Annotated in this window: 20 protein-coding genes and 1 tRNA gene; 9 read left to right on the forward strand and 12 right to left on the reverse strand. The window is 37.5% G+C overall.

Translation table 11 applies throughout. The features are described 5' to 3' along the window. Nucleotides 1-270 precede the first annotated feature (270 nt). The 6 genes from FJR05_RS10450 to FJR05_RS10475 all read right to left on the reverse strand — a co-directional run bounded on the left by FJR05_RS10450 (nt 271) and on the right by FJR05_RS10475 (nt 7,791). On the reverse strand, nt 271-1,470 hold the full coding sequence (locus tag FJR05_RS10450) for a polymorphic toxin type 46 domain-containing protein (protein WP_168644042.1): 1,200 nt from the start codon (nt 1,468-1,470) through the stop codon (nt 271-273). A 221-nt stretch (nt 1,471-1,691) separates the two neighbouring features. After that, nucleotides 1,692-2,618 (reverse strand): carbohydrate ABC transporter permease, encoded by a 927-nt coding sequence (locus tag FJR05_RS10455; protein ID WP_168644043.1) that lies wholly within the window; start codon nt 2,616-2,618, stop codon nt 1,692-1,694. A 152-nt stretch (nt 2,619-2,770) separates the two neighbouring features. Continuing rightward, entirely contained in the window at nt 2,771-3,241 is a 471-nt protein-coding gene (locus FJR05_RS10460; protein ID WP_168644044.1) for a phosphate-starvation-inducible PsiE family protein, read from the reverse strand. A gap of 278 nt (nt 3,242-3,519) precedes the next feature. Further along, a tRNA-Asn gene (locus FJR05_RS10465) sits at nt 3,520-3,591 on the reverse strand. A 158-nt stretch (nt 3,592-3,749) separates the two neighbouring features. Further along, entirely contained in the window at nt 3,750-4,298 is a 549-nt protein-coding gene (locus FJR05_RS10470; protein ID WP_168644045.1) for an NYN domain-containing protein, read from the reverse strand. Nucleotides 4,299-4,653: 355 nt separating this feature from the next. Continuing rightward, nucleotides 4,654-7,791, reverse strand: coding sequence for an alpha-mannosidase (locus FJR05_RS10475; protein WP_168644046.1), 3,138 nt, complete (start codon nt 7,789-7,791; stop codon nt 4,654-4,656). Between the two features lie 217 nt (nt 7,792-8,008). Here FJR05_RS10475 and FJR05_RS10480 point away from each other — a divergent pair, with 217 nt between their 5' ends. From FJR05_RS10480 to FJR05_RS10490, 3 genes are all read left to right on the forward strand, one after another. After that, the gene (locus FJR05_RS10480) at nt 8,009-9,301 is read left to right on the forward strand and encodes a hypothetical protein (RefSeq protein WP_168644047.1); all 1,293 of its coding nucleotides are present in this window, start codon (nt 8,009-8,011) and stop codon (nt 9,299-9,301) included. A gap of 462 nt (nt 9,302-9,763) precedes the next feature. Beyond that, complete coding sequence (locus tag FJR05_RS10485; protein ID WP_168644048.1) at nt 9,764-10,981, forward strand: sigma-54-dependent Fis family transcriptional regulator; 1,218 nt, start codon at nt 9,764-9,766, stop codon at nt 10,979-10,981. Beyond that, complete coding sequence (locus tag FJR05_RS10490) at nt 10,978-11,367, forward strand: response regulator (protein WP_168644049.1); 390 nt, start codon at nt 10,978-10,980, stop codon at nt 11,365-11,367. The genes FJR05_RS10485 and FJR05_RS10490 overlap by 4 nt, the downstream gene beginning before the upstream one ends. Nucleotides 11,368-11,580: 213 nt before the next feature. On the opposite strand, the gene xth is transcribed toward FJR05_RS10490, so the two are convergent. Beyond that, entirely contained in the window at nt 11,581-12,363 is a 783-nt protein-coding gene (gene xth, locus FJR05_RS10495; protein ID WP_168644050.1) for an exodeoxyribonuclease III, read from the reverse strand. A gap of 374 nt (nt 12,364-12,737) precedes the next feature. On the opposite strand from xth, the gene FJR05_RS10500 reads away from it, so the two are divergent. The 3 genes from FJR05_RS10500 (at nt 12,738) to FJR05_RS10510 (ending at nt 14,863) form a co-directional block, all read left to right on the forward strand. Next, nucleotides 12,738-12,932: a hypothetical protein gene (locus FJR05_RS10500; RefSeq protein WP_168644051.1), complete on the forward strand. Its 195-nt coding sequence runs from the start codon at nt 12,738-12,740 to the stop codon at nt 12,930-12,932. 261 nt (nt 12,933-13,193) lie between these two features. Continuing rightward, nucleotides 13,194-14,213 carry a zinc-binding dehydrogenase gene (locus tag FJR05_RS10505; RefSeq protein WP_168644052.1) on the forward strand — a complete coding sequence of 340 codons (1,020 nt, stop codon included), beginning with the start codon at nt 13,194-13,196 and terminating at the stop codon, nt 14,211-14,213. A 38-nt stretch (nt 14,214-14,251) separates the two neighbouring features. Then, entirely contained in the window at nt 14,252-14,863 is a 612-nt protein-coding gene (locus tag FJR05_RS10510) for a hypothetical protein (protein ID WP_168644053.1), read from the forward strand. A gap of 160 nt (nt 14,864-15,023) precedes the next feature. Here FJR05_RS10510 and FJR05_RS10515 read toward each other — a convergent pair whose 3' ends face one another. Next, the gene (locus FJR05_RS10515; RefSeq protein WP_096668093.1) at nt 15,024-15,365 is read right to left on the reverse strand and encodes a Dethiobiotin synthetase; all 342 of its coding nucleotides are present in this window, start codon (nt 15,363-15,365) and stop codon (nt 15,024-15,026) included. A gap of 162 nt (nt 15,366-15,527) precedes the next feature. Between FJR05_RS10515 and FJR05_RS10520 the strand changes: the two genes are divergently transcribed. Beyond that, on the forward strand, nt 15,528-15,725 hold the full coding sequence (locus FJR05_RS10520; RefSeq protein WP_168644054.1) for a hypothetical protein: 198 nt from the start codon (nt 15,528-15,530) through the stop codon (nt 15,723-15,725). Nucleotides 15,726-16,000: 275 nt separating this feature from the next. On the opposite strand, the gene FJR05_RS10525 is transcribed toward FJR05_RS10520, so the two are convergent. Further along, complete coding sequence (locus FJR05_RS10525; protein ID WP_096668089.1) at nt 16,001-16,351, reverse strand: type II toxin-antitoxin system PemK/MazF family toxin; 351 nt, start codon at nt 16,349-16,351, stop codon at nt 16,001-16,003. Next, complete coding sequence (locus FJR05_RS10530; protein WP_168644055.1) at nt 16,348-16,623, reverse strand: ribbon-helix-helix domain-containing protein; 276 nt, start codon at nt 16,621-16,623, stop codon at nt 16,348-16,350. The genes FJR05_RS10525 and FJR05_RS10530 overlap by 4 nt, the downstream gene beginning before the upstream one ends. A gap of 214 nt (nt 16,624-16,837) precedes the next feature. Here FJR05_RS10530 and ispG point away from each other — a divergent pair, with 214 nt between their 5' ends. Continuing rightward, on the forward strand, nt 16,838-18,064 hold the full coding sequence (ispG, locus tag FJR05_RS10535; protein WP_168644056.1) for a (E)-4-hydroxy-3-methylbut-2-enyl-diphosphate synthase: 1,227 nt from the start codon (nt 16,838-16,840) through the stop codon (nt 18,062-18,064). A 763-nt stretch (nt 18,065-18,827) separates the two neighbouring features. Here the strand turns inward: ispG and FJR05_RS10540 are convergent. Together FJR05_RS10540 and FJR05_RS10545 are read right to left on the reverse strand one after the other, a co-directional pair. Then, on the reverse strand, nt 18,828-19,931 hold the full coding sequence (locus FJR05_RS10540; protein ID WP_168644057.1) for an aromatic ring-hydroxylating dioxygenase subunit alpha: 1,104 nt from the start codon (nt 19,929-19,931) through the stop codon (nt 18,828-18,830). A 150-nt stretch (nt 19,932-20,081) separates the two neighbouring features. Further along, nucleotides 20,082-22,343: a heavy metal translocating P-type ATPase gene (locus tag FJR05_RS10545; protein ID WP_168644058.1), complete on the reverse strand. Its 2,262-nt coding sequence runs from the start codon at nt 22,341-22,343 to the stop codon at nt 20,082-20,084. Between the two features lie 152 nt (nt 22,344-22,495). Here FJR05_RS10545 and FJR05_RS10550 point away from each other — a divergent pair, with 152 nt between their 5' ends. After that, nucleotides 22,496-23,416 (forward strand): histone deacetylase, encoded by a 921-nt coding sequence (locus tag FJR05_RS10550; protein ID WP_168644059.1) that lies wholly within the window; start codon nt 22,496-22,498, stop codon nt 23,414-23,416. Nucleotides 23,417-23,426: the final 10 nt, after the last annotated feature.

Raw genomic sequence — 23,426 nt, forward strand, 5'->3', positions numbered from 1 at the left:
CCTACTTCTACCTACCCTATAAACTCTCGAAAGTGGGGGGAGAGTGAAAAACTACCTGTAAAAGGTAATTTTGAGTTTCGTAAAGTGATTTATCTTTAAAAAGCACTAATAACCTGAGTTTTGCATAAGGGAGCTTATTTTAAATAACAGCAGGTATAGAGAAGTGTCGGTTTAAAGAAGGTTTCTTCTCCCTTTGATGATTACTTTCCCTTTGGGATTTATTGAAACAAATAGTGACTAATACATAAAAAATATTAAATATATTATATGCTACAAACTTTGGCTGTAGTAGTTTTTATGCTGTTGCTGAATTGATTGTTCTAACTCATGAGTTAGTTGAACTGTTTGATAAGCAGAAACAACCTGTTGGGTTGCATTTGTCATTCTCTGTTGATTTTGCTCAATAATTACTGATGGAAGTGTCTCTTGAGGATGTTCAGTTTTGATTTTTTCAGATTCTTCTTTAGCTAACACATACTCAACCTGTGCTTGACGAGCTTCTTTTAGGTCATTTCTGTTTATTAAGGTTTTATTAAACTCATCCTCAAAAGCTTTTTTTACTTGAGGAGAATCAAGCCCGTACGAATTTACTAGGTTTTGTCTTTCTTGCATGGAATGCCTAAAATCAGGGTCGAATTTATCTGGGAAAGTTGCTAAAAGCTCCCCTTCTCTCTTTGCTACACTTATATATGTGCCATCTAATTCTTTTAATTCTTCAGCACGAACTAGCCATGCTTCCTTGTAACGTTCATTATCGATAAGTTGAGCTTGTTGCTGTTTACACACCTCATTTTCAATTTGCTCACGTTTCGCACTTTCATAGGCACGCCTCTCTTTTTCGTATTTAGAAATCTGTTCCTCTATTTCGTTATTTTTCTCGGTTACAGAAACCTTTTCTTGCTCTTTTTGTTGTTGTATTGTTTGTAACTGTTCTTCTTGTAATTTTTGCTTTGGAAGTGCCTCGCTAACTTGATCCCACCTTCCCAAATTATGTTTATCCTTTTCGGCAACAAAAAATTGTGTTCCACCTCCATAATTAAGCTCTTTGGCTTCTGACCAGTTTTCGATATCTGCACTAGTAGACTTAAGAGCTTTAAATTCATTTTTTGTCACGTAAATTTCAAGTACACGATTTTGATTACCCAAATAATCGCCTTGAATACCTAATTCTGACTTATGCGAATCTTGAGTAAAATAATAACCAACTTTTCCATCTTCATTTGCCTTCGGATATTGATATTGATAAAAAACTTCACCAGCTTTAATTGGTTCAACACTTACATCTCTGTTGAAATTAATTCCTTTCATTTCTTGCAAGGCTTTATCGTGATCATAACCTCCGTATTCCTTGTCTGTATAAAATTTATAAGCAGTATTAAATCTGTCTCTAACGCTTGGATCTGGGTGATTTTGTAAGTGTTTTTGCCAATTATTCTCAAATTGTGCTTGATTGTAATTATGTGCAGCCATGATTAAATCTCCATTAGAGCCGCTCTATCTTACATTACCAGTTGTCCGGTAACAATAATATTATGTTGATATATTTTGGTAGTTATTCACTCCCCCCTCTAAAATTATCGAAACCCTTGATCTCTCGTTAAAGATAAGGGGGAGTGTGAACAGTTACACCGCTGTTACCGTTAAAGTACATGACTCATAATAGATATTGATGCAAAATTCATCTTTAAATATTAAACACTAAAATCATTACCATCTTGATTGATAACTAATCTTAAAATTGATAAACCTAAAATAATTAAAAATAGCACCAAACCAATAGTACAAGCATAGCTAATTTCTAAATTACCAAATGCTTGTTCATACAAATAATAAACAATAGTCTTAGAACTATTGAGTGGTCCGCCTTGAGTCATAATATAAACTTCTTCAAAAACTTTAGTTGCCGAAATCGCCGAAATTACAGCCACTAAAGCTAAATAGGGTTGCATTAATGGTAAGGTAATATCCCAATGTTTACGCACACTATCTGAACCATCAATAGCCGCAGCTTCATAAATATCAGCGGGAATGGCTTGTAATCCAGCTAAATAAATTACCATATAATAGCCTAAGCCTTTCCAAATCGTTACAGCCATAATACTAGCTAAGGAAATGGGAACAATTCCCAATATCTTCTCAGGACTTGTTAACCAGGGAATTCCGTCGGGAACAATCCCTACAGTTTTGAGAATTTGATTCAGCAATCCATTTTCTGCGTATAACCATTTCCAAGCTATTCCAGCGACTACCATAGAAATTACAACGGGGGTATAATATGCCGTTCTAAACCAATTCATTCCCCGCAGTTTTTGATTCACTAAAATTGCTAAAGCTAAGGGTAAAAATACTAAAATAGGAACAACACCAATTAAATAAATAAATGTATTTTGTAATGTTTGCCAAAAAATCGGATCTTTCGATAAACGCAGGAAATTTTTCAAGCCAATCCATTGAGGAGGATCTCCTATATTCTCATAGTTGGTAAAACTGAGATAAAAGGCTTGAACTGCTGGCCAAAAAACAGTTAATATTAAGATAATTAAGGCAGGTAATAAAAACAAATATGGTGTAATTTTGTGTTTAATTAAAATCCATTGTTTTGATGTTAATTGAGACATATTATAGCACTTCCATAAAACTAATATTTAATTTGGGAATTGGTTAAATAATCCTCTTCCCTATTTTTAGAAAAATTACAGCAAATTGCAGATCAATGAGGCAGTTTTACTCCTGACTCCTGACTCCTGACTCCTGACTCCTGACTTCTGTTCTATGATTCTGGTTCAACTGTCTCATGTTTACTAATTTTCACCTGTTCTAATAAGCGAGGCATCCAAGGTAAAGCTAGAAAAATTCCTGATAAAACTAATAGAAATACAGAAAGTCCAAAAAGTTGATCACGGGAAATTTCTAAGACACCACGTAAAATTACTTCTCTTAAAGCCGAAACAATCGTAATTTCTACGGCTGCACCTACGGATATACTGCGTTCTTGGAGGTAATCAACTAACAACCGAAACAGTTCTACTAATATCAAAATAAACAGAATATCAGATGTGACTTGTCGTAGATCTAATGGACGTAAAAACGATAAAAACATATCTCCTAATCGAATGAGCATGACACAAAACAAACTCACGCAAAGGGAGATTACAATAATATCTTGAAAAAGTTCTAAGTTACGAACAATTCTATCTCGTCTAAACCAATTATTGACTTCTATAATTATCCGCTGTGGCATGGTATTTCCTAAAAAAGATCAATACATCTACAGCAGGAGTCAGAATTCACCGAGTCAAACTGGTTTGCTGTCTGACTTTGAATTTAGATCCTGTACTTCATTAATCTGCTGTATTTTAATAATTAACCATTAAACAGATTTTAATAAAGTAAATAGAGACACAAGCCGTAATTAGGAACTACCCAATTAAAACATATTATTACAGCACGGTATAAATATACAAAAAACAAGGCGTGAAACTTATTAATTTTTGTTTCACGCCCCATCTTTTATTTAAACTCCCCAGGCCGGATTCGAACCAGCGACCAATCGATTAACAGTCGATCGCTCTACCACTGAGCTACTGAGGAACGCTCTTCACTTTAGCTATAATAAACCTAAATCCAAATTAATGCAAGGGGTTTTAGAAAAATTTTTAAACTTTTTTGTTGTTGCTGCTGAAATTTCCCGCTTTGAATACCCCAAATCCCTTCCAGCAGCTACATTCAGAAATTTACGAATGCCGCAATTATAGTCGCATCCGCAATTCCGTCAGCCGTTGTCTGGCTTGAGGATCAATTCCATTCACCAAGAATCTACTTTTCGGTTGTTTTTGCGACTGATATCTATGGCGCATTCGACAAACAGTAGTTTCTACTTCGCCACATAGTTGATGTGCTGACAACCATTCAGCGCCATATCCCAGGACTGTTAACTGCTGCGCTCGATCTGATGTAGCGACAATCATGCGGGAAACCAAACATTGGGCTATTTGGTGACGGAGAGACGCACAGGTTTTTTCTATATATGTGTCTGCGGTCTGACCAAAATCCGTATAATGTACTGTTAAAAAATTTGTAATAGTTTCTCTGTTACTAGGAGTATTTTGATATTGAGCATCAAACACTACCTGAGTTTCATAACCTTGGAAAGCACTATAATTAGTCATTGCTTCCACTAATTCGCCCCGTGCAGCCTCAAGTCCGGCATGATCACGGGTTTTTATCAAGCAAGGCCAAGTGCCTATAATATTGTAACCGTCTACTAAGAGAACGGCCGGGACTATGGAACGAGACATGGTTTTTAATCACAATTATCTAGAGTTAACAAAAATCATTCATAAGACTTATAGTAAATGAAGCATTGCTTGTAACCCCATATTACAAGAAATAAAAACTTCCTCTTTTAATCAAATTTAGACCCTACGATAGAAGCTATGATTTTGAAAAAGCCTCTAAAAATCAGGTTTACTGAATTTGTTTTCTATAAAAAAATATTTTTCTCTGTCTGTAAAATTTTATGTTTCGGGCTAAAAGGCTTTTTGAATAGCAGTTTGACCGCTTTTTCACAAAGGTTAGTTTTTAAGAGTAATTAACCGCAGATAAACGCGGATGAACGCAGATTTGATTATTTTGGGCGAGGAGACCCCGCCCCTACTTCTGAATTTTGCTGGATTTGGCTTGAAATGTCACAATTTTCCAAGGTTGAATATTTTTATTTACTTGATTTATTTCGGAAAGTTTGATATTATTTTCTAATAAGTCTATTGGTTTTTCTAAATTTAGAATTTCGCTTTGCAAAGATAATTCTGTTGTTTGTCCATGACATTCATAAAAGCGAAGAATAAACTTTTCTGGATCGTTTTCACTGGGTTTGAGTGCCATTAAGATTAAATTATTTGCTGATAAAGATAGAAAACTTTGGCTTTGATAAGGGTTTAATCTAGATTGATAATTGACTGGATTTACTAATACTTGCAAAGGAACATTCAACTCATAACCACGTTTGACGGTTTCTGCTTCTTCCCAACTGTTTAAATGAGGATACAAGCTGTAGGTAAATTCGTGTATCCCTTTATCTGCTTGAGAGTCTGTCCAATGGGAACTTCTGAGGAGAGTCAGCCGCAGTTGGTTAGGTTGGGCATCGTAACCATATTTACAATCATTGAGGAGACTAACTCCGTATTTTCCGCTTTTTGTATCTGTGGTTAAATCTGCCCAATGTAATGCGGGGACTTCCCATTTTGCCTTTTCGGCGGGTGTTTGGGGATTTGTAGGACGACGAATAGCGCCGCAGGGGATTTCATAAGTGGCAAATTCGGCTTGGAGGTTGAGAGGAAAGGCTGTTTTCACTAATACTTGATTTTCTTGCCAATTTACAGTGTTAGTTATTTGCAAAATTGGTGAACCGATTTCCAAGATGTAATCTTGACAAAATTCTGATTTTCCGAGTTGACGGACTACTCGCAATCGTTGGTGAATTTCTCCATATTCTTGCCATTGAATTAATTTTAATTGAGTTGGCGGTAGAGGTTTTGTGTTATAATCTGGATCTATGTTCCAAGCATCCCAATATTGTCCGCTGTCGCTAAAGGCTTGAAGTTGATTTCCTGCACCGGTTAAAATTTCTCGTTGTTGGTTTTTGTCAAAGACACTTTTTAAATCTCCGGTTTCGGGGTTAACTTCAATTTGCAAATATTCGTTTTCTAATATCCAGTTTTCGGGGAATTTTTGAGACTGGGGAGAAGCTGGAGAAAGCCAGAAAATGCTGTAACCTATAGATGGTATGGTTGCAAAAAATAATAAGGCTGAGTTTTTGCTGTTTTGGGAAAGGATTTCTTTTCCTTGAGTATCAGAAACTTTCCAGGTTGGGTAATCTGTGGTGATGATTTTTGATAAGTCAATGGTGACAACTTGGGAACGTTCCCAGTTGAGAGGGTTAAAAATTATGACGGGGATGCTCTCAGGGTTGGGAGGTTGTGGTATGTTGATTGTAGAGGCGATCGCTTTTAGTGACTCATCTAATATTTTCCTTCCCATTGTTTCTACTGCTTCCCATTCCGGTAAAGCGTCTGCGTAAACTTGGGTAATGGAAGTACCGGGGAGAATGTCGTGAAACTGGTTAAATAAAACTTTTTTCCATGCGGTTTCTATTTCTGTTTTCGGAAATTCTGCACCACAGAGGATATTTGCTAAGGTTGCGAATAATTCAGCACTATATAATAGATGTTCAGATTTGCGATTCCAGCGTTTTTGGTCTGCGTGGGTAGTATAACATCCTCGGTGAAATTCTAAATAAAGTTCGTCTTCCCAAACTGGTAAGTTTTGAGTTGATGATTTTATTTCGTTGAGGTATTTTTCGGAAGTTGTAAATTCTAACTTGGGGAAAATTGGGGAATGTTCCCACCGTCGCGCGGTTTCTAGCATATCACGGGTTGGTCCACCACCATGATCACCAACTCCGGGAAGCCAAAGAGAATTTTGTAAACCTGTTTGCGTTTTCCAGTCACAAGCGTACTTGGTCATTTTGACAGGTTCGATGGTTTCGCCGATAGGTGCGGACATGAAACTTAATGTTTGACTGCCATCAGGCGATCGCCACCAAAATAAGTCATAATCAAATTTAGTTGTATCATTCCAGCGGAGTTTTTGAGTTACAAAGGACTCAATTCCTGCATTTGCAAAAAATTGGGGTAACGTCGCACAAAAACCAAAGGTATCGGGAACCCAAACCACAGAAGATATTTTTCCGAACTTCTGGAGAAAATACTTTTGTCCATATAATAACTGACGAACTATAGACTCACCAGCAATTAAATTCAAATCCGGTTCAACCCAAAAACCTCCCAAAACTTCCCATTTTCCCGCTTTAACTTGATTTTGAATTTCTTGAAACAAGTCGGGACGATTTTCTTCTATCCAAGCATACAACGCCGGTGTGGTATGACAGAAAATTAATTCGGGAAAATCCTGTTGCAGTTTTAAAGCTGACTCAAAAGTATTTTGTGCTGCTTTCCAAGTTTCCGCGACAGGCCATAACCATGCTAAATCTAAATGTGCATGACCTAATAAATTAATTTTATATTTTTGGGCGTTGATAAACTCAGCTAAACTCAAATAACTTTGTCGTAAATTCAGCAGATATGTTTTCCAATCTTGATTTTCTGCGTCTTTAAGATTTGTAACTTTCTCAACTTCTGTCGCTAAACTTAGTAACTTTTCTGGTGCGAAGTTTTGTAAAAGAATTTCCGTAACTGCTAATTCATCAGCAATAAAACCAGCATCAGGATTATGGTAATCTGTTGACTCAAAAATTGCAAGCGATCGCATTAATGCCCCATCACAATGTCCCGGACTCACCAACCGCAAAGCTATGGTAAACTCTTCTCCAGGAGTTACACTCGGACTCAGCAACACTCGCGGGGAAGAATCAAACAAATCCCCCGTCAATACTAACTTACCATTAACATATACTTCCGCTAAATCCGCCCACCATACCAAAGCCAAGCGCAAAGACAAACTTGTTAACGGAAAATTGTGTAAATGTTCAGGAACAGAAAATTTTTGTCCTAACCATAATACCCGTTTTCCCCCTTTCCAGGAAACATGACCTTTTTCATTTAGTTCAACAGCTTGCCAATCAGTTAAACTAAATGGGATAAAATCAGTAACTACCCCGTCAGTTTCCTGATACTGCCAGCTTGACTGGATATCAACCTGACAACAAGAACGCAGAATTTCAACTGCTGTGGATATAGATTTGGTATTTAATGAGGATACAGGAATAGTCATATTTTTAATAAAATAATAGCAGGAGTCAGGAATGAAGGTGCTTTGATTTTCAGGTTGTCTCTTATGCAATTCCCAATTACTATAAATGTCAATAATTGATACTGATAAAAACTCATAGGTTTGTGGGAATCTCTTAACAATTACAAATTAAAAATAGGGATTTAAACCCTTGAATCTACAATACCCAACCTCACCCTACAAATTACACATAATTACCATGTCTTCCGATTCCTCCAATCGCTATCAAAGCAAACTCTTCAACTTTGTCTACCAGCATTCTCGACGGTTGACACAAACACTAGAAAACACCTTCAAGAATTTGCAAGTTGCTACTGGTTCGAGTGTAGGTTCTCTACTTTATCCAATTTACCAATTATGGCAACAAAATGTAACAGTCAAAAAATTACACTCAGCAACTCCTCCTACGACTGATGCACCAATTCAAATTATATTAGATGTTGTCAAAAATCTTCCTCCCGGAGAGACTGATATCCCAACTTCCTCGCAAACAAATCCTCTCACATTTTTAGGATCTTTGTGGAAGAAAATTTTTCCTCAGCCGAATTTTCCAACTTCAGAAAATACTCTGCAACAGCATATACCAACAGTACAGGGAATTGCCATAGAATTGCAAACCCGTAATTTAGTATTAGTAAGTGCAGATAATCGCATTTTCGATGTTTTCACACCGCAGCAAAACGTCAAATTAGCAGATAGAATTAATAGCGAAATTAGTGAATATCGGTATTCTTTACAATTAATTGCTCACCAACAAAAAGAAATATTACCCAAAATTGATCATCTTTTGAATAAGTTAACTGAGGAAGATCCTACCATAGCACAAAAATCTTTCCTCCATCCCATTAAACTTTTTGGATTTCTCGATAAATTAATTGCTAATTTAGAAACTACGGCTTTAGTTCCTGTACAACAACGTAGTCAGGAAATTGTTGATAACTTTCAAAGTCAGTTTAACGACTTAACAGTTAATCATGATGATTTGAAAACTCAGAAACCACAAATTTCTGATTTAATTGTAGCTGCGATAAATTACTTTTTTGGCGGAAGAAATACTTATCACCTTGATTCAAATTCTTCTGCGGAAAAACTTGATCTCAAAAAAAGTTTATCCTCAAATAATCAGTTAAATTTTGATAATTCTTCAGGAGATACTTGGTTATCATGGAATGATTTATTTGGTGAAACAAATACCAACATTCAAGAATCCGTACAGCAACCTCAAGCAAAAAGAGAATTCCCTGAAATTCACCGCCAAATAGGTCAACAAGGAAGCGAATCCAAAAATGAGGAATTTCCCGAAATAGATAGTCAAACCAGCCAAGGATTTAATTTTAAGCCTGACTGGATTGATATTTCTGCCACTTCGTTAGGCTACGAAAAACACCCCTTAGAACAAATACTGGAATGGTTAGATACAGCTATATTATGGATAGAACAAATATTCACAAATATGTTATATTTTTTCCGGGGTTTATTGTTGGGTAGATAATTACAGCAGCATGAAGGAATCCAGAGTAAAAGCAGGGAAATTAATATTAATTCACTGCACTCTTGCTAATAGTTTAGCATTGGGCAAATTTTTATTGGTTAGAAATTGGTTATATTAGGTATAGTATATAGGACTGATATTTGAATTTTGAAAAAATCCAAGTATTTGTAGGGTGCGTCAGATATGACAAATCTGTTTATTGATAGAATTTATGTAGTCTGACGCACCCTACGTATCGTTTCATAAATCAAATATTATTCCTATATCTTCTATGAGTTATACAACCTTGTAGTTTAATCATGGGAGCAATTATTACCCAGCCAGAACGATAATTTTAGAAATAAATATCAAGAGAATTATCCAGAATTTAGCATCTAATTCACATAAACTGCATAGTTTTCAAAACATTTTCCCAAATAGGCGCACAATTCCAGCATAGTTCAGGCAAATTCCGTTAACATCATGTTACATTTAGCAAGTGATGCCTTAGAAGCAGGAAGAATATATAGATCAACAGGTGCAATTCGGACAGAAAAATTGAGATCAGATATCTATCGTGCTTGGGAAAGATCACACTGTCAAGGTGCTAATCCTTGTGCTTTACAAGCAGAAAAACTCTCAATCATAGATACCGAACGTTTGTTAGACTCACAGAGTTATCTGATTAATGTGGTTCAACCCTATGGACGCATTTTATCACAAGCTGCGGGAACAGAACGTCATGCCGTAATGTTAAGTAACCAAGAAGCAATTTTGCTCAATGTTATAGGTGATAAAGAAACCGTTCATGATTCTGAATCATTTCCTACCCCTGGAACTTTACTATCAGAATCCGTAGCTGGTGCTAATGGTATCGGTACAGCATTAGCTGAAAAAGATTATGTGCAAATCGTATCAGCAGAACATTTTATTGAAGGATTTCATCCATTTAGTTGTCAGGGAATTCCACTACATAATGATAAACAGGAAATTGTCGGAGTAGTCAGTATTTCAGTGCGTAGTCCTGATGCTCATCAGCGATTAAAAGAAATATTAATCTGTGCTTCTCACGGTATTGAAGCTGAATTTTTGATTGCTAAATTAGAAAAAGATATTCGCCAGATATTAGCATCAAGTCCTGATGATTATCAACCACTAGAAGAACTACGTCAAGATATCATTCAATCGCATAATGCCGCAAGATTAAAACTTGAAGTTGTATCTCGCATGGTAGTTGTTAATAAGTTAGACTATGCAATGCAACTAGTTCAACAAGCTGAAAAATCAATTCAACTCTTTCGTCACCGTGCCGATACTTGGCGTAACATTGCATCATTAGAAACAGCTATAAGCCAGCCTTTGTCACTTACTAAGTGTATCCAGGATCTTATAGACCTCCTAGCAACTGAAATCACAATCCGTAAAGTTGAAGTTATCACGTATTGGCAAGAACCAATCAATGTAATATCTGACCAAAACAGCCTTTTGCGTAAGCTGCTTAGTTGTTTTTTACAAGCTTTTGAACGGGGAAATACAGGCGGAATAGTAGAAGTAAAAGTAGATAAAATACAGACTTCTGGATTAGCAAGAGTAAGTTTTCTGGCAATTCCGGCGTTAGGTATTTCTAAAACAGATCCAGTTCCATATATTTTTACTCTACCCTTAGTCAATAACCATTTAGTAAATACTCATAAAATATGAAATTTAATCATTTAGAACAGCGCAAAGTAGTAATTGCAGATGATGACGAAGATAGTAGAATGCTGTTAGCTTTTTTACTGGAAGATGAAGGTTGGTTAGTAGAACAAGCCAAAAATGGTAAGGAAGCAATTGAAAAAGTAGTTCAAGAAAAGCCTCATTTATTAATCTTAGATAATAGGATGCCTGAACTAACAGGAATTGAAGTATATCAACACTTACAGGAACAAAAAATTGATCTCACTACTGTTTTAGTAACCGCTTATTCAGATATAGAGAAATTAGCCAGTTCTTTGGGTATAGTACATTTTCTCAGAAAGCCAATTGATATTTCAGAACTATTTATAGTTATTGAATCTGCTTCTCAAACAATGGGTAATAAGCAATAGAAAACCTATGTTAGGGCTAGGAGTTAGGAGTCAGGTGGAAGAATTAGAAGGAGATAAGAATAGTCTCAAATCTGGGTTATTAACCGTTGTCAATTGTCCATTTATGGCTTAAGCTACGCTATCATTAAGCCTTAATTAGAGAATATTTTAGAAAATTTTAACTTTCTCTTCTTCCTTCTTCTGACTCCTGACTCCTGACTCCTGACTCCTAGTTTAAAATTCCACAATTACTGGTGTATGATCACTTGGTTGAACCAACTTCCGAGGTTCAGTATCAATAATACAACTTTGAGCGCGTTCATACAACATTGGCGTGAGATAATGATGATCTATTCGCCAACCTAAATTACGCTTAAAAGCCGCTGTGCGATAATCCCACCAACTATAATTTTCTCCTTCGCTGTTGAATTTCCGAAAGGCATCTGCAAAACCTAAACTGAGAACATCTCGTAAAGCCTGACGTTCTAATTCAGATGCCATAATGTGATTATCTATCTTGACTTTATCATTAATATCTATATTTTCTAGGGCAATATTAAAATCACCACACAGAGAAATTGCTGAATTTGATAATATTAATGTCCGTAAATATTCTTTCAGTATTTTCAACCAGCCTAACTTATATTCATATTTTTCGCTACCGATAGATGAACCATTGGGAACGTAAAGATTAACAATTCTTACGCCCTCAATTACACCTGTAATCACCCGTTTTTGTTCATCCCATGCTGATTCTGTTTCCGGTAAAATAGCACCAAAGCCTACACTTACATCCATCAACGGTTGACGACTAATTAAAGCCACGCCATTATAAGATTTTTGCCCGGAAATATACGGATAATAGCCTAAATTTGTAAACGCCAGACTAGGAAAATCCTGATCTATGACTTTGGTTTCTTGTAAACACAAAACATCAACCGGATTTTCTGTTAACCAATTGATAACCTGTTCTAAACGTGTCCGCACAGAATTAACATTCCAAGTAGCAATTTTCATGAGTTAATTATTAAAATGATGGCAAAATAATGGTAAAGTAATTGTTCGATAAAAATTAGATATTTATGATCCCCCAGATAGATGAACAAGGTCTATAATAGTTTATAGTTTAATAATGTTCTTTTATGTTTTTCATGGTTTTGATAAAAAAATGAGTTTGGGGAAATCTTTTAAAAATCGGTTAGTTTAGCATTTGCTGATAGTTTTTTACCCGAATTTTCTCCAAATTGGAGGATTCCGAATGGAGAAATAAAAGGCTACAAAAATGAACGTGATTAAATCAAGCATAAAAGTAGAAGTTGGAATTGTTTAATGGTGATGTCGAAATCAATCATAACATTGCCGGGGTTGAATTTTTTTAAGGGGGACATTTTATGAGTATTATAGTTAACACCTGCCCATGCTGTGGTGGTTCGGTTCTGCGTCATGTTCGCCATCATGAGGTTTATTGGTTTTGTCTGTCCTGTAGACAAGAAGTACCAGTTTTAAGTATCAATGGATCTAATCCTCTATCTAAGCTAGAAAGCCGTAATCAAGAAGTTTTACCGCAAACAGCGTTGAGTTCTTGAATTTGTCCATGAAGATGGCTAATCAGCATACAGTAGCTTTCAGCTATCAGCGGTCAGCAGTAAAACAGCCTCACTGCAAGGTTTGTGATTAAAGGTTGTACCTCATTTACCTGCAATATGCTGTAAATTTGGGTAAAATCAGGAATTGCTAATTTTAAATACAAAATATATGCCGATATCATTAAGTATGGTATAAAACCGTATTTAATTGATTTTGATAGTGTGGTTTAAGCCGTATTTCTTTTTTATGGGTGAAAAGTTTTGTTAGCAGCACTACTCTACGGACAAGAGGATTTACGCCTAGAACAAGTTCCTGACCCGACTCCCGAAGCCGGCGAGGTGGTGATTCAGGTGGAAGCAGCCACTACTTGTGGTACGGATTTAAAGGTGTGGCGACGAGGTGGTCATGCTAAAATGCTGACACTACCAACATTGTTTGGCCATGAAGGTGCGGGACGCATTGTTGCTATCGGTGCTGGGGTGACTAATTGGCGGGTAGGCGATCGCGTGGTGGCAAATAATTCTGCACCCTGCATGAAATGTTTCTTTTGTCAACGTCAAGAATATTCTTTATGTCCCCATATAACTTGGAATAATGGCACATTTGCGGAATATCTGAAAATTCCTGCTCCCATAGTTGAGCATAATTTATTACCTGTTCCTGATCATTTGCCTCTAGTTTTAGCGGCGATGACTGAACCTTTAGCCTGTGTATTGCATGGTATCAGCCGTTGTGGTGCTAAACCCAATGACAAAGTAGTGGTTTTGGGTGATGGGGCGATTGGCTTGATGTTTGTGGCAGTATTGGCGAAATATACTGAGGTAATATTGTGGGGTGGGAATCATCAACGGTTAGAAATTGGTGAAAAGCTGGGTGCAGCCAAGACTTTTAATTATCATCAAGTTACGGATATTGCCAATACAGTTAAGGAATTAACCGCTGGTTGGGGTGCGGATGTCGTGATAGAGGCTACTGGTGTACCGAGTGTCTGGGAAACTGCGATCGCTTGCGGTCGTCCTGGTGCAACTATCAATTTATTTGGTGGTTGTCCAAAAAATACCACAATTACTGTCAATACCGAACAATTGCACTATAGTGAACTTACTCTCAAAGGCGTATTTCACAATACACCAGAATATGTGAAAGCTGCCTTATCACTCATCGCTAGTGGTACAATTCCTTTTGACTTGCTCATTAGTGAACACCGACCTTTACAGGATCTAGAACAGGTATTTATGGATATGAAGGCGCGGAAAGTCATTAAGGTAGCAATGGTTTGACAATGAAAATTCCGACGCACCCTAACTTTATCTAAACAATGCTCAAACAATCCTTACTAAAATTATTGATTTTACCTTGTTCCCTGATACCTTGGTTGTCAGTGGAAATACTGCTAAATCCTCCCGTGCAAGCCCTACCTGGAGACAGTACAGAGGATGTACTCTCATGGATTCAAGCCCATCCTACACTACAGCCAAAACCAGGAGAACGATTATTTATTAGTAAAAGTGATACAGCGGCTCAAAGATTTACTTTCCAAGCCTCCGTATTACCTCCTGGTAGAGTAACATTTACTAACGACCGCATCACAATTCGCACTGAACGCATGACCATGTTTGATGCTGTTAATGGCGTTACACGACAGCGTTTAGAAGAATCTTTACGAGTAATTTATAATTTAGATGTGTATCAAGATTATAATGAGGCTCAAATTGTCTATGAGTATCCTAGCCAGACTACTATTAATACATCTAGACTAGCAAAGACACCCACACGGGAAGCTTTACAAGGAGAATTACGGATAGGCGATCGCTATGCGTACTGGATAGAAATTGCCCAACCCAAGGAAGGTAAAGCCATCACTGGTAAAATTACGGTGTTACTCAAAGCCGATTTAGACAAATTAGAAACAGAATTAAGAACGCGCTAATTTAGGAGGAGTTGGGAAGAAGAAGTCAGGAGTCAGGAGTCAGGAGTCAGGAGTCAGGATGAAGAAGAAGGAAGAATAAAGGAGGAGAAAAGAGAATAAAGCAGGAGTTTTGTTATCAATGGGAGTTCATAACCACCTTGGTGGTTGTTATATTTCGCAATCATAAAGTTTGCCATGTTCCAGAAAAAATACTTTCAGCCCCCAGAGAAATACGGACTAAATCCTCATTAAGTAGGGGAGGCCACTCCACACCTGCTTTTCTTCCCGCAGCAAAAAATCTTTGCGCCTTCACAGCCAACTGATATAAAGCAAAAGCCAGTTCTCTGTCCAAATTGGGTGCTGTTTTTAAAGCCTCAAATACCACCTTCAAAGCCAACAAGGTGGAAGTAACTTGACCAGGAACAGGAGGTTTACCTTGTTGTAAACGACTTAACAGAGTATCTGGATTGTCTAAACTGCTTGTTTGGTCTATGAGTAGTTTCCGTGCTATTTCGTAGTTCATACTTCTAACTAATTTCCATACTGTGCAAAAGTCGCACTTTACAAATATATTAGAAGCATCTAGCCCCGGAAGGTTGCAATTTTTCCTGATAATAGTTTATTATCCTGATTTTGGTGTTTTTTCGGGAAAAAACTCAGTATCAATGCCTATTTCCTAAACTCTATGATTATCACCTTAATAGTAGCTTGGGTAGTTTTTATCATTCTCTGGAAATTAATTAAAACCACCATTAAAACAGCTATAATTTCCGCCGCTATCGTTATGTTATTATACTTTGGCTTCGGTATTACTCCCCAAGACATTTGGCATCAAATCAGCCAATTTGCTCAAACCTCCTCTCCCACAACAGAGAAAAAGTAAGCATTTAAAAATTAAAAACAATAATTAGAGGAGTCAGGAGTCAGGAGTCAGCACTTCGACTTCGCTCAGTGACCAGTCAGGAGCGATGCCCTGAGCTTGTCGAAGGGTCAGGTGGAAGAATTAGAAGGAGGTAAGAATAGTCTCAAATTTGAGAAAGTGATAGGTAAATGAATGGTTTCAACGCTTATTCCTTGCACCTGATTCACTTTTTTTAACCCGGAAACTCCTAATATATCTAAGTTTTCGATTTATTCATCAAACCCTATTTAATCAAGTTATTCACATCCTGGCAAATCTAACGCAATTAATAACGCTTGCTCTAGATGTGCCATCACCACCTCAGAAAGAATTCCTCTTAAACGTAGAAAACGGGTTTTAGATAATACACGCACCTGATCGGCCATAGCGATCGAATCTTTCTTTAGTCCACCATCTGGTGACAAAATCAAGACTTGAGTAGGGTAAACTCGCTTCCCATCTTGATAGGTGGTACAAGGTACTGCTAAAACTACAGGGCTGGATAGATTAATCACATCACGACTAACAATAATTACCGGACGAGTTCCTCCCTGCTCCGAGCCTTCAGTCATCTCTAGACGTGCATCATACACCTCACCCCTTCTCATCTTGGAGATTCCCCTAACTGCAACGCCTCCCACTGCGCCGTAGCAAATTCCACCTCTAGCTTTAATACCTCTGCCTGATAATCTGGATCATTAGCCATTTCAGCCAATGCGGCATCAATTTCCGATCGCTTCTGTAAGGCTAATTCTCTTCGTAAAGCTTGAGCGACAAAATCATTACGACTCTTAGCCTTTCCTTCCAGAACTGCTCTATCTGTGGCTTCTAGGAGTTCTCTGGGAATGGTTAGGGTCGTGCGAACGGTTTCTGTTTTCATAGAGCGTTCATTTTTTGATGACTGAAGTGATGTCTTATATCATATCGTTTTACGCATCATTCAAAATTAAAAATTCAGCTATTAGTAAAATCCTGGACTTTTACCACCTACTTTTCCACTTTATCACCTAAAATAACCTCAATTGTGGCAATCTGAGAAATATAACTCCTGGCAATCTGATATTTTAGCTACAGAAAATCTACCTGTTTAGATTATGCAAACTCTGCCGACTTTGGAAATTACCAACACTGCATCTAGTCAACCAGCCTTTGATACCACCATCAAACGCCGCAAAACCCGCCCTGTAAAGGTGGGAGATGTCACCATTGGGGGTGGATACCCGGTGGTGGTACAGTCTATGATTAATGAAGATACTCTGGATATTGATGGTTCTGTCGCGGGTATTCGTCGTCTTCATGAAATAGGCTGCGAAATTGTTCGTGTCACTGTTCCTAGTCTGGGACACGCTAAAGCACTGGCGGAAATTAAACAACAATTAATCAAAACTTACCGAGATGTGCCAATTGTTGCCGATGTCCATCACAATGGTATGAAAATCGCCTTGGAAGTCGCCAAACATATTGAAAAGGTGAGAATTAATCCAGGTTTATATGTATTTGAAAAACCTAATACCAGTCGCACTGAATATACAAAAGCTGAATTTGACGAAATTGGCGAAAAGATCCGCGAAACTTTAGCACCGCTGGTAATTTCTTTGCGTGATCAAGGTAAAGCTATGCGAATCGGTGTCAATCATGGTTCTTTGGCGGAAAGAATGCTATTTACCTATGGTGATACTCCTGAAGGAATGGTGGAATCGGCCATAGAATTTATTCGCATTTGTGAATCTTTGGATTTTCATAATGTGGTGATTTCCATGAAAGCTTCACGAGTACCTGTCATGGTGGCTGCATATCGTCTTATGGCTAAACGCATGGATGATTTGGGGATGGATTATCCTTTGCATCTGGGGGTAACGGAAGCAGGTGATGGTGAATATGGCAGAATTAAATCTACAGCCGGTATTGCTACATTATTGGCTGATGGTATTGGTGATACAATCCGCGTGTCTTTAACAGAAGCACCAGAAAAGGAAATTCCTGTTTGTTACAGCATTCTGCAAGCTTTGGGTTTGCGGAAAACAATGGTTGAGTATGTTGCTTGTCCTTCCTGTGGACGGACTCTATTTAATTTGGAGGAAGTGCTGCACGTAGTCAGGGAAGCTACCAAGCATTTAACAGGGTTGGATATTGCTGTGATGGGTTGTATTGTGAATGGACCCGGAGAAATGGCTGATGCTGACTATGGTTATGTTGGCAAAACTCCCGGTTATATTTCTTTATATCGTGGTCGGGAAGAAATTAAAAAAGTCCCAGAATCACAAGGTGTAGAGGAATTAATTAATCTCATTAAAGCTGATGGACGTTGGGTAGAACCTTAATCAATTAGGGCTTGCTGAAAAAGTCTTCTCGTGAGGGCTAGGAGTCAGGAGTCAGGAGTCAGGAGTCAGGAGGAAGAATTAGAAGGAGATAAGAATAGTCTCGAATCTGAAAAGTGGTAGGTAAATAAACAGTTTCAATGCTTATTCTTTTCACCTGACTCACTTTTTAACACTGAAACTCTTAATACATCTGGGTTTTCAGTTTATATGGCTAAAGCCATGCTACGCTATCAGCAAGCCCCAATTAGAGTTTTACAAAAAAGGGAATGGATAGGAAACTAACGGGGAAACGTCACTGACTCAACCCTAAAGGGATTGAGCTTGTAAAGAACAAACTTTACGACGCAAGCAGCGACTAGCCCATTGAGACTAATCCTGATACGCACTTCCGAATACTTCCCCAGTATGGCTTACGCCACGCTACGCTATCGGATTATCTGCAAGACTGTTTGTTAAGTCGTTGGTTAAAGACAAGACATTTTGGATTAGTTGGGCGAGGGGACTTGAACGGGTTTGCTGGTTCCCGGGATTATATCCATTCAAAAATCAGCATTTAAATACCACAGTGAATAAATTCACTCGTGTCGCTTCCCTCTCAGGGCTAAAGCCACTGAGTTTCCCGCATACCGCGAGGTTTTATGAAAATTAGTATGTATTTATACGATTTGAAAAATTCTTAGTCGTTATACTTGTATCTAGGTTCTACCTGGGAATTGATGAAGTGGCAAGTCCACTTCATTTTTATTGTCAAAATCTCGATTTTTTAGTCATTAACTAATTCATCGCGCCATTTTTCGCGTTTTTCTCTCTCTTCACGCACTTCTTCTTCTCGTTCCCGCGATCGCACTAATAACCAACTTTCCCAGGTTAGGGGTTTTTGTCGTTCTAAATGGTTAATAAATTGGATAATTGATAAATCTGCTTTCAGGGGAGTTTTTAAATCAAACTGCATGGTTTGCAAAATTCTATCATTGGTTTTGAGTAAGCGATCGCTAATTTTTTTCCCTCTCCATAACATCACTTTATTAATTAACTTTCCTAACATCCCTTTTCGTTTTTTGGACATGATGAGGGTTTGACCTTCAGTTTTTCCCCCTGGTAATATCCGAGTTGTAAATATTATATGTAGCTGGGTAGACTCATTAGTAAAGGAAACAATACCTGTTGTCCCATACCAATAACAAACACTGTAATTAAGAGAATTTTTAAACAACCGTCGGTAAAGATTTAGCCAAAATGACTTGCCATTAATATTTGTAATAGTGCTAAAAATAATTGCATTTTGATTGAGTTCTTGTTTCTCCAAAACCATTTTTAATGGTAATTTATGAACTAGATTAATTTGTTGGGTATCAATAGCTTGAAGAAGTAAAATATGAGGATGACAATCAATAGTAAATTGCGAACCGAGAGAAAAATCAAATTCTTGGTTTTCCCAATCTAAAACAAAAGGTAAAGATTGTTGTGGAATTTCCCCAGTCCAAACCCAAATCATCCCATATTGTTCGGCTACTGGCCAAGTTTTGGCTTTCAGAGATACAGGTTCATCTAAATTAGGAATATCCACACAAATACCTTCGGCATCAAATTTCCACCGATGTAAAACACAGCGTAATTCATTACCCTCAATTTTACCTTCAGCTAAACTTGTACCCATGTGAGGACAATAAGCATCTAGGATAACTGCACGTCTATCTTTACCACGATATACGACTAAATCCTTACCAAAAATTGTCACAGCTTTGACATCACCTACCAATAAAGATTGAGAAGGTAATACCCAATACCAACCTTCAATAAAACTGGCTGATTGATTGAAGATTTTAGGTTTACGAACTGAGTTGAAATTATCTATATTGGTGTTCATTTTTAGGGGTTCACTTGCAGTGAAGCGGTTAATCTATTCCTATCATGAACAACCCAGAAAAACAGTTATATTCAGTACCGTCTTAACTATGATTCGTGTGATTAGTTTGATTGAGATGATTAATTAATTGCTAAAGATTACTTTTGCTTTTTATTTAACTCCTGGTTGAAAGTTACGCAATCTTAAAGCATTACTGACTACAGAAACTGAAGAAAATGCCATTGCTGCACCGGCAATAATTGGGTTAAGTAACCAACCAAAGAAGGGGTAGAGAATACCCGCAGCAATGGGAATACCAATGATATTATAAATAAAAGCAAAGAAGAGATTTTGACGGATATTGTTGATAGTAGCGCGACTGAGTTGAATGGCTGTCACTATGGCTTGTAAATCTCCAGAAATTAAAGTAATATCACTAGCAGCGATCGCCACATCTGTTCCTGTCCCAATGGCAATTCCCACATCTGCCTGTGCTAATGCCGGCGCATCATTAATTCCATCTCCTACCATAGCCACAATTGGAGATTTATTCCCTACTTTCCTTTGCTGTAATGATTTAATCATCGCGGCTTTTTGATCTGGACGCACTTGGGCAAAAACTTGAGTGATACCAACTTGATCAGCAATTGTTTGGGCAGTTTGTTGATTATCACCTGTTAACATAACAACTTCTAAACCTAATTTTTGCAAAGCTTTAACTGCTGTGAATGATGAAGGTTTTAACGCATCAGCAATAGCCATAATTGCTTCCAAATTACCATTTACTGCTAACCAAATTACAGTTTTTCCTTCACTTTCCCAAGTTGTTTGATGTGGTTCTAAAATATCTGTATCAATTCCTAATTCTGTCAACCAGCGTTGTGTACCCAATTGTACTAATTGTTCATATACAACTCCTTGGACACCACTCCCAACAATAGCTGAAAAATTCTTAACATCAGCTAAACTCACAGCTTGATTGATCGTATATTTTACCACTGCTTCCCCTAAAGGATGTTCAGAATTTTGTTCTACACTGGCAGCTAATTTTAATAACTGAAGTTCATTCCCATTTGCTGTACCTTTAATAGTCACAAAATCCGTAACTGTAGGTTTACCTTGAGTTAAAGTCCCAGTTTTATCGAGAACAATAGTATTTATTTTATGCGCTAATTCTAAACTTTCAGCACTTTTAATTAAAATCCCATTTTCTGCCCCTTTCCCAGTTCCTACCATCACAGAAGTAGGAGTAGCTAAACCCAAAGCACAGGGACAAGCAATAATTAAAACTCCCACCATTGTCATCATTGCTAAAGTGAAATTACCTGTGATACTAAACCAGATGATAAAAGTAATAACTGCGATGAAAATTACCACCGGCACAAACCATCCAGTTACCTGATCTGCTAACCTTTGAATTGGTGCTTTTGAACCTTGTGCTTCTTGAACTAATTTGACAATTTGCGCCAAAAAAGTATCCTTACCTACTCGTGTTGCCTGAAACTTAAAACTACCAGTTTTATTAATTGTTGCCCCAATTACTTCATCTCCTGGTTGTTTTTTCACCGCTACACTTTCACCCGTTACCATTGCCTCATCAACGGTAGAACTACCATCAATTACCTTCCCATCTACAGGAATTTTTTCCCCAGGACGAACTAAAATTAAATCATTAACTATTACTTCATTAATGGGAATATCCATTTCTAAACCATCTCGCATGACTCTCGCTGTTTTGGCTTGCATTCCCATCAATTTGTGAATAGCTTCCGAAGTTTGTCCCCTAGCACGATGTTCAAAAAATCGCCCTAACAAAATTAAAGTTACAACTATTGCGGCAACTTCATAATAAACATGAATTTCTAAGCCTTGGGAAATAAGTAAATCAGGAAAAAGCGTCACGAATAAAGAATAGAAATAAGCCGTACCCGTTCCCAAAGCAATCAAAGTATCCATTGTCGCAGTGCGGCGTTTTAAAGACTTCCAAGCATTATGGAAAAAAGATCCCCCACACCAGAACTCCACAGGTGTTGTTAATACTAATTGCAACCAAGGATGATGAAGAAATTCGGGAATAAAAGGTAAATGTAATCCCGTCATCATCGGTAAAGAACCGAAAAATAGAATAATGCTAATTACACCCCCAATTCTTAACTTGAGAATAAGTTCCTGTTCTGCTGCTAATTTACTCGCTGTTGCTGCTGTATCTTCACCTTCTACATCTAACTGAAAAGATGAATAACCAGCATCTACAATTGCAGCTTGAATTTGGGCTAAATTTGTTTGTTTAGGTTCATAATTAATAGTTACCTGTTCTGCACCAAAATTAACATGACAATCAATAACTCCAGCAACAGCTAAAATTGCCTGTTCAACATTATTAGCGCAGGACGCGCAACTCATACCTTTAAGTTTAAGACTCAGAGTATTCATATCACCCCTTATAATTATCCTCTAGATCCCCGACTTCTTTGAGAAGTCGGGGATCTATATGTCTATACTTTACCCATTGGTGTAATATATCATTTTAATCAGTTTCTTGACTTTCAGCTAACTTACATTTCAAATTTTGGGTATAGAAATATATGTTACAAGTTATTTATTCTGACGAATTTTTAGATCACAAAACGGGAATCTACCACCCAGAAAAACCAGCCAGATTGACAGCAATAGTTGATGCTTTAAAAACTGCGAGTTTTACAGAGAAAATTACCTGGAAACTACCTACACCCGTCACATTAAAACCATCTTTAATGTCTTGGGTAGAAAACGTTCATCCTACAACCTATATTAACAAAGTTAAAGATATCGCTGCCTCCGGTGGAGGTTATTTAGACGGGGATACTCCCATTTCTCCCCGCAGTTATGATGTAGCGTTATTGGCGGTTAGTGCTTGGTTAGATGGAGTTGATATAGTTCTTAATACAGCAGATAAATCTTTTATATTAGCGCGTCCACCTGGACATCATGCGGTAAGTGACACAGGCATGGGATTTTGTTTATTTTCTAATGCCGCCATAGCAGCTTTTTATGCTTTGCAACAACCCGAAGTTAAGCGCGTTGCTATCCTGGATTGGGACGTACATCATGGAAATGGAACAGAAGCAATAGTAGAAACTCACTCAGAAATTGCTTATGTTTCTCTTCACCAATATCCAGCTTATCCCGGTACAGGGAAAGCTTCTCAACAAGGTTCACATCATAATGTGTTAAATTTACCTGTTCCTCCTGGTAGTGATATTACTGTCTATCAACCTTTGTGGGAAGGGAAAATTATCCCGTTTTTAACCAATTTTCAGCCAGATTTATTGATTGTGAGTGCTGGTTATGATGCTAATGCTAATGATCCTTTAGCTGGTGTGAATTTGCAACCAGAGGATTTTGGTTTATTTACAGAATACTGTTTAGGTATAACCAAAAACATTATGTTTGGTTTAGAAGGTGGTTATGATTTACCAAGTCTTGCAGAATCAGTAATTGCTACTATTCAACCTTGTATAGGTTAGTCTATTGGGA

It is taken from the genome of Dolichospermum sp. UHCC 0259 (assembly GCF_009711935.1).
In the GTDB taxonomy this organism is placed as follows: domain Bacteria; phylum Cyanobacteriota; class Cyanobacteriia; order Cyanobacteriales; family Nostocaceae; genus Dolichospermum.

What these genes read in the sequence shown, in the direction of transcription:
- FJR05_RS10450 (WP_168644042.1), bottom strand. Translation starts at nt 1,470, where the DNA reads ATGGCTGCACATAATTACAATCAAGCACAATTTGAGAATAATTGGCAA.
- FJR05_RS10455 (WP_168644043.1), bottom strand. Translation starts at nt 2,618, where the DNA reads ATGTCTCAATTAACATCAAAACAATGGATTTTAATTAAACACAAAATT.
- FJR05_RS10460 (WP_168644044.1), bottom strand. Translation starts at nt 3,241, where the DNA reads ATGCCACAGCGGATAATTATAGAAGTCAATAATTGGTTTAGACGAGAT.
- FJR05_RS10470 (WP_168644045.1), bottom strand. Translation starts at nt 4,298, where the DNA reads ATGTCTCGTTCCATAGTCCCGGCCGTTCTCTTAGTAGACGGTTACAAT.
- FJR05_RS10475 (WP_168644046.1), bottom strand. Translation starts at nt 7,791, where the DNA reads ATGACTATTCCTGTATCCTCATTAAATACCAAATCTATATCCACAGCA.
- FJR05_RS10480 (WP_168644047.1), top strand. Translation starts at nt 8,009, where the DNA reads ATGTCTTCCGATTCCTCCAATCGCTATCAAAGCAAACTCTTCAACTTT.
- FJR05_RS10485 (WP_168644048.1), top strand. Translation starts at nt 9,764, where the DNA reads ATGTTACATTTAGCAAGTGATGCCTTAGAAGCAGGAAGAATATATAGA.
- FJR05_RS10490 (WP_168644049.1), top strand. Translation starts at nt 10,978, where the DNA reads ATGAAATTTAATCATTTAGAACAGCGCAAAGTAGTAATTGCAGATGAT.
- xth (WP_168644050.1), bottom strand. Translation starts at nt 12,363, where the DNA reads ATGAAAATTGCTACTTGGAATGTTAATTCTGTGCGGACACGTTTAGAA.
- FJR05_RS10500 (WP_168644051.1), top strand. Translation starts at nt 12,738, where the DNA reads ATGAGTATTATAGTTAACACCTGCCCATGCTGTGGTGGTTCGGTTCTG.
- FJR05_RS10510 (WP_168644053.1), top strand. Translation starts at nt 14,252, where the DNA reads ATGCTCAAACAATCCTTACTAAAATTATTGATTTTACCTTGTTCCCTG.
- FJR05_RS10515 (WP_096668093.1), bottom strand. Translation starts at nt 15,365, where the DNA reads ATGAACTACGAAATAGCACGGAAACTACTCATAGACCAAACAAGCAGT.
- FJR05_RS10520 (WP_168644054.1), top strand. Translation starts at nt 15,528, where the DNA reads ATGATTATCACCTTAATAGTAGCTTGGGTAGTTTTTATCATTCTCTGG.
- FJR05_RS10525 (WP_096668089.1), bottom strand. Translation starts at nt 16,351, where the DNA reads ATGAGAAGGGGTGAGGTGTATGATGCACGTCTAGAGATGACTGAAGGC.
- FJR05_RS10530 (WP_168644055.1), bottom strand. Translation starts at nt 16,623, where the DNA reads ATGAAAACAGAAACCGTTCGCACGACCCTAACCATTCCCAGAGAACTC.
- ispG (WP_168644056.1), top strand. Translation starts at nt 16,838, where the DNA reads ATGCAAACTCTGCCGACTTTGGAAATTACCAACACTGCATCTAGTCAA.
- FJR05_RS10540 (WP_168644057.1), bottom strand. Translation starts at nt 19,931, where the DNA reads ATGAACACCAATATAGATAATTTCAACTCAGTTCGTAAACCTAAAATC.
- FJR05_RS10545 (WP_168644058.1), bottom strand. Translation starts at nt 22,343, where the DNA reads ATGAATACTCTGAGTCTTAAACTTAAAGGTATGAGTTGCGCGTCCTGC.
- FJR05_RS10550 (WP_168644059.1), top strand. Translation starts at nt 22,496, where the DNA reads ATGTTACAAGTTATTTATTCTGACGAATTTTTAGATCACAAAACGGGA.